This window comes from Rahnella sp. P4_A8 (genome assembly GCF_056402435.1).
Genome location: NZ_JBFUHK010000106.1, coordinates 1 through 6536, shown reverse-complemented (window position 1 = coordinate 6536; position 6536 = coordinate 1). Strand labels below are relative to the sequence as shown.

5 protein-coding genes and 2 pseudogenes are annotated in these 6536 nt (G+C 44.0%); 3 read left to right on the top strand and 4 right to left on the bottom strand.

Translation table 11 applies throughout. The annotated features are described in order from the left end of the window. The 4 genes from AC1DUO_RS22870 to AC1DUO_RS22855 all read right to left on the bottom strand — a co-directional run. The coding region (locus AC1DUO_RS22870; protein ID WP_477988891.1) for a hypothetical protein at positions 1-1077 on the bottom strand (1077 nt) is incomplete at its 3' end. 311 nt (positions 1078-1388) lie between these two features. Next, positions 1389-1826 carry a hypothetical protein gene (locus tag AC1DUO_RS22865; RefSeq protein ID WP_477988889.1) on the bottom strand — a complete coding sequence of 146 codons (438 nt, stop codon included), beginning with the start codon at positions 1824-1826 and terminating at the stop codon, positions 1389-1391. A gap of 50 nt (positions 1827-1876) precedes the next feature. Beyond that, positions 1877-3265 carry a sensor histidine kinase gene (locus AC1DUO_RS22860; RefSeq protein ID WP_477988887.1) on the bottom strand — a complete coding sequence of 463 codons (1389 nt, stop codon included), beginning with the start codon at positions 3263-3265 and terminating at the stop codon, positions 1877-1879. Beyond that, complete coding sequence (locus AC1DUO_RS22855; RefSeq protein WP_477988885.1) at positions 3265-3942, bottom strand: response regulator; 678 nt, start codon at positions 3940-3942, stop codon at positions 3265-3267. Before AC1DUO_RS22855 ends, AC1DUO_RS22860 begins: the two co-directional genes overlap by 1 nt. Positions 3943-4148: 206 nt before the next feature. Here AC1DUO_RS22855 and AC1DUO_RS22850 point away from each other — a divergent pair, with 206 nt between their 5' ends. The 3 genes and pseudogenes from AC1DUO_RS22850 to AC1DUO_RS22840 all read left to right on the top strand — a co-directional run. Then, positions 4149-4985 (top strand): MipA/OmpV family protein, encoded by an 837-nt coding sequence (locus AC1DUO_RS22850; RefSeq protein WP_477988883.1) that lies wholly within the window; start codon positions 4149-4151, stop codon positions 4983-4985. A 1090-nt stretch (positions 4986-6075) separates the two neighbouring features. Next, positions 6076-6150, top strand: a pseudogene (locus AC1DUO_RS22845) (glyoxalase); the annotation flags it as partial. 271 nt (positions 6151-6421) lie between these two features. After that, positions 6422-6536, top strand: a pseudogene (locus AC1DUO_RS22840) (PTS sugar transporter subunit IIB); the annotation flags it as partial.

Here is a 6536-nt window from a genome sequence, read left to right as displayed (position 1 = left end):
GCCGCCTTTACTTCTCATTTCCGATAAGTATTTATCAGTGATGAATTTAAATTCTATTTTGTATTTATCGGCAGTTTTATTCAAAATTTCACAATCGAAAAATAAATATATAGAATAAAGCCCCAACATAAATGCAGTGTAGATTTCAGGGTCATCAATGAGTAAAGTGTAAGGATAAAACAAAGAATTATCCTCTTCATTTTTGAATTGATTAAGTGAAAAAAATGCTGGTTTTTTTAATTTTTTCAAAACTGAAAAATCGACATTGTCTTGATATTTAGAACCATGATAAAAAATTAAACAGTATAACCCGCCCTCTATTTTTGAAAGGTTGTACCCGGTATGCTTTGAATCTGTGAAGTGCTTATTAAAAAATTCTTTATTACTTCTTTCATCTTCACTCATCGTAATTCTTTGGCTAATAACTTCTCCCCCTCTAATAGTCGTGCTGATATCTTTCTCTAAGTAACTATGAATTTCTTGCATGTTTTTCAGTTGTTTATTTGCCTTGACTCTACATGCCTCGCTGTTTTTTATTTCCATAATAAAAGGAATTTCCTTATCCATCAGGGTAAGATCTCCATAACGCATAATACTTGTCAAATCATTTAAAAGTGCTTTGGAACCGATGTCAATAGCATAGCGGAAGCATTTAAGTTCGAGGTCAAGGCCATCTTTACCATGAATATCTCCCGATAATTCTTTAAGGTTATTTGAATTTGAAGAGTATGAATATGCTCTTAGATCCCCTTTATCATAATAAAGGTGAGGGAGGGAATTTCCAATATTCCTCAACCATACCTTTAGCTCCGTCAACTCATCTAACTGCAAGATGGTTTTATTTATTGAAGATTTTATTTGTAAGGAGATTTCTTTCGTATTGGCAGGGTTTTTCTTCATGCGTTTAAGGTTTTTTAACCTAAATTTCCTTGTGTTAAATTTGCACTCTACCCAGTGATGGTATTCAAGTAGTTTTTCTTGAATGTCGCCAAGAACTTTTACATTAYTTTTATCTTGTTGAAGTTTGTTGATTTCAGTTTTTATACTCAGCAGTTCATAATAAAATAATCGTTTCATTTTCAACCAAATTTCAAGTAATAATTGACAAAACTATATCATCAAAAAACTAGTCAACCAATAGACAAAATTCGATAAAGTTATGGTAGGAATTGTTATCGTCTTTGTTATCAAACAAAATTTTTGCACTGTCCGATTTTGGCACAGAGCAGACAAACACGTGACGCTGAAGGTYTGCTGAGAGCGAACAGCAGACGTTCGCAGTTGTTCTCATTACTGATGAAGGCATTACTTAAATCGCGGTGTGTAAATCAACGGGGGATTAAGTCATATGGCCTGAGATGCTTCACGGTATTGACGAGAGTGTCGTTCTAGCAAGMYCTATCGCCGTCAGCCCAGCGCTTGATATCACTTATATTTGGCGACCTGATGCCCACACTCAAGATGTTCTTGGTTGTGTATAGGCTGACCTGTGCTTTGTCCCCATCATGTCTTTCTATTTCAATTAGCGTGTTGTTAATCAACAGTCCCTGCGCAAGGAGCTTTTGATTGATCTCACCTTCATTGCGCTCACCGTCAAACTCGCTTAATACGATGACCGGATTTCCTGAATATGCCTCATATTCCAGGCACTGCCTTGCCATGTGYCTTAAGGTTCGATAGGTATCGGAGGGCTCCGTCTTGCTCGTGAAGCTGCCGTCATAGGATGATTGACTGCTTTTTAATTCGCTGACGGTTATGGCGCACCCGCTGATTGAGATAGAAAATAATAGTGTAGACAGCGTCAAATATTTCAATTTCAACTCCATTGTTCTGACAGAGGCCCTCYGCTGGGCTGGTATCAAAATCATGTTTTCTTTCAGGCGGACTTGTGGTTTGGAAAGTCAACAGTAACCATGAGCCCACCTTCTGCAGACGTACTCAGGCATACGCTGCTGTTRTGTTGCTGCGCAACCGCTTTGACTATGGCAAGCCCCAGTCCACTCCCGCTTTGTATCTGATTGGGATCGCGAAAAAACCTATCGAACACGCGCTCCCTCAATTCAAATGGAATGCCGGGCCCTGCATCTGAAACACGTAGCTGAGYAGATTTATCAAGTGATCGTACATCTACCTCAACCCGTCCGCCCTCAGGGCTGTACTTCACGGCATTTTCAATTAAATTATCAATCAGCGACATCAGGCGTTCCCTGACGCCTGTGATCCAGACTTCATCATCAGAGTAGAATTCGAGCTCAATCCTGCGCTCAGCCGCCAGCGGTGCCAGTGCAGCCATTCGCTCTTGTATGAGCGTTGTCAGCGGCACAGGCTCCATAACAGTGTCAATGCGCACTTCGCTGTGCATCATCAGYAGCAACTGATTGACAAGACGCGCTGCACGGCTRTTGCTGCGAATAATCCCTGCAAGCAACTCCTGTTGATTATYRCTGCTTACATAGGACTGCAAMGCCTCCACATTGATTCGCATCGCAGCCAGGGGGGTACGCAGTTCGTGAGCGGCATCTGCAATGAAAACCCGTTCCCTATCAGAACTCTCTYGYACCCTGGCRAGAAATAGATTAGTAGCGTCCACCATTTGGCGAAGCTCCATGTGCTTTGGCACTTCTTTTAAGGGAGAGAGATCTTCTGAAGTTCGTAAGGAAATTTCATTTATCACCTTGTTCCAGGGKCGCATTGCAATACGGATTGACAGCCACGCGGGAAACAAAAGAAAAGGAATGCACACCAGTAGCGGCAATATGTAGTATCCACGCGAGTTCAGGTATATAAAAAAGTTCCAGCCKCCGGCAGGCGTGACAAGTGTTACCTCCGCATCGGATCTCCCGGACTTGAGAGTACGGCTAGTCCAGGTGCGACCTTCACTCTGAATGCTCTGAATTTTCCCATACAGGGTGTTTGTCACCCCTGMCGGAGCGCCATCAGATGAATAAATTATCTCTTTATTCTTCCGAACGATTAGGCTGATTGACAGTTTMGGATCTTCACCTCCGCCATAACCTTCCCGCAACGCGGTGCTGAACTTTTCCAGCACCGCGTTGCGATCCTGCGGGCGATCATCCATACGATCAACCAATGTAAGAATGGTTTCGTAGGTATTGCTGCCCGTTAGCATMGGGGGGCTACGCAAGTTCTCCCACAAAATGTAGGTCAGAAAAAGACACCAAAGCAGTGTAAGCAGTARCATCTGGGCGATCATAATTCGCCGTACGAGCGTTGGAGTTCTCAGGTGGCGCCAAAAATTTCGCATCAACCAGCCCCTTTCTGAATCGGYACRGTATCAATGACATACCCTACGCCCCTCACCGTTCGKACATARCCGTCGCCGATTTTGCGACGTAAATTACCCATATGCACATCGAGTGCATTGCTCATATTTTCTTTTGCGCCGAATATCCTTTCTTCCAGAAACCTTCGTGTAAGCACGCGATCAGTGCGCATCATTAAAGTTTCAAGCAGCGCGTATTCACTTGCCGTCAACTCAACATTCCGCGCGCTCACTGTCACGCGACGAGTCGGCACGTGGAGAGATAACCCACGAATTTCTATCACCTCATTCTCAAAACCGTAACTGCGTCGCGCAAGKGCTCTYACCCTGGCCAAYAACTCGGCRAGAAYAAAAGGTTTGACGAGATAGTCGTCRGCACCGGCATCCAGCCCGCACAGGCGATCCTGCAGAGTGCCKCGYGCGGTCAGAATGATGACGGGGATCCCCTTGAGCTGCTGGCGCAAGTACGCCATCAGGCTCATGCCATCGCCGTCGGGCAGTCCGAGGTCGAGCAACACAAGTTCCGGCACGCAGGCATCGAGTTGATGCAGCGCATCCACTTTGCGGCGAACCCATATGACATCTAATCCTTGATCTGCAAGGGCAATACGTACGCCGTTGCCGAGATCCAGGTCGTCTTCGATGAGGAGAATTTTCACAATAGTTACGTTATCAACRGTGAATGAAGAACGTCTGAAGAAAAAAACGGTATCAGGAAATTTATCAGGTTTGTGTCACCGGTACGTGCTTAAGTATTTCTTCATTTTTAGCTCATGAGAACTTTAGGGTGCGTATTCAAACTGAGCGTTCTGGCGTTTAAAACCCGCTTGYATCGTAATCGTTTGAATCCATAAGGACTTCTTTAATGAGCAACTTCGAACTGCGTCATAAGTTCCCCTATTCACTCTCAGGACGCACCCTGATAAAAATGCTGCCGGGCGCGCTGCTGGYGTTACTGGCCACCCCAACACTTGCGGCAGAACCACAACAGGGTAACGCCTTAACGTTGGGAGGAGGCGTGGATGTTACGCCACTTTATTCTGGTTCGGATGAAAACCGCGTCACGACAGCCCTGGTGCTTGATTACTCGATGCATAATGGGTTCTTCGTGAGTACCACGCGSGGTATCGGTTACGGCAACAGCACCGGCAAGCTGGATTACAGTACTGCGCTGAGCTATCGCGCAGGCCGTAAGGATCATGACGTGGACAGCGACTCACTGAGCGATGGCAGTGACGACTTGCGGGGTATGGGCGATGTCAAAGGCTCGGCTATCGGGGCATTGGGTCTGGGGTATAAGGTCACCGACTGGCTTCATTTGCAATTGCAGGCTGAGGTGCCRTTTTCTCAGCGGGACAATGGCGCGGCCCTGCATTTCGGCATTATCAGCCCGCTTTATAGCTCATCGGAAAATACCGTGACGATGGCGCTGACCAGCAGTTGGGGAACAGGCAACTATATGCAAACTTACTACGGGGTAAGTTCATCACAGTCAGCCGCATCGGGGTTTAGTCAATATGATGCCGGTTCCGGGATTTATGCCTATTCACTGAATAYGGACTGGACACACAAGTTCAACCAAGACTGGAGCGTGGTTGCCGCAACAGGCTTTACGCAGTTGGCTGGTGATGCACGCAACAGCCCGATTGTKCAACGAAAAGCATCGCCCACTGGAAGCTTGAAAGTGACATATAGCTTCTGAACGTAGTKCGATTGCACTGTCAATAAATACACACTCGATCCGCCCCGATACAGATGATGGGGCGGTACTCACAAAGGACGTAAGGATTTCACTTAAAGAAAGCTCAMGCATTGTTGTTTCTCYTAATTACAGTAACTGGCAAAAATAACGTGCTTATTTCTCATGGAGAGAACCCATTGAGAAGCTGAAATGGCGTAGTGAATGTTTTTTATACCAAATTTTTCCAAGTCTTCCGGAGGGTATGAAAACCATTTCTCCGGAAATCTTTCTTTATAGTCATCTTTTAATTGCGGACAAAATGACACCCTGATGTTCACACCAATTCTTCTATAGAATGCAATGTCATCATTTTTTAATTTTTTAAATTCCTGAAGCATAAAAAAATCATCTTTAGAAATATTTCCTGATACTGTTACTTCTCTCTCAGGGCCGTTGACACCACCATGCCAMAGAAGATATGAATTATTACCTAGATATTTATTCTTCCCGGCCGGGAAAATATAGTTAGCACAGGCAGAAGCGCAAACACTACGTACATCAACACTGAGGCCATTTTTGTAGATGTAGTCACCTATCTCCATAGCATTTCTGGCATCACCACCAATGCTATTTATAGATATTTTTTTGATGTCATGATTTATGGTTAGATTCAAAACAGCAACGTAAGAAGTGTCTGTAATTTTTCCATTATAATAAAGCACATCCCCCCTGCTATATATTTCAGGAGGATCTAAAAGAGCCTTCACGTCCGGGAGATCGATCTCCTCATATGCTCCACATGGTGCCGGGGAAAATAAAAAGACAATCAAAAATGCTGAAGCCATCACTTGATGATTAAAAATGGAAAAAATACTAAAATGGACATGTCTCATTATTTTGAATTCCTTTTCACAACATAAATGGAAAATTAAATATGCAAATCATTTTGACACGTATTTTTTTGTTTCTTTACGGCAGGAGGATAGCCACATTTTCTTTGTGTAATGTATTCTCTAAAATCGCCTGCTTTAAGTAAACAAATGTAAGTGAATGTGTTTTTCATCAATTTTTTTGAATAAAAAACTAAAGTGATTGCACAGAACTATGAGCGCAAACAGTCACTCGGCTACTCAGCCCTGAAGGGTTGCTTACCGGATTTACTTTCACCCCCTGGCTCCGGGGTTAATCAATGTCCGCTTTAGGCACCAAACTGCTGTAGGTGAAGCCCATCAGGCTGCTTCGAGCGAACAGCTGACAAAAGGCCCAATGACGAAACGTCGTAGACAAGCGGCTGCACAAAAGATCCAGATGCATCCCGTCAGTCCAACAATACGGCAGGTTCGTCTTTCCTGAGTTACATCAACTCTGCTGGAGATTTGTCATGCAAATAAGATGCAGAGCTCGTTTTATGAGCATGTCGAGTATTATTCTGTGAACAATTCTCAGGAGGTAAAAATATGAAAAAGCTTCTGATATGTTGTTTGTTTGGTAATACAGCAAATTCTCTCGCCAAAAGGATGCAGTTGCTGGCAGAAAAAAAGGACTACAATCTCATTATTAGCGCTGTGGGTC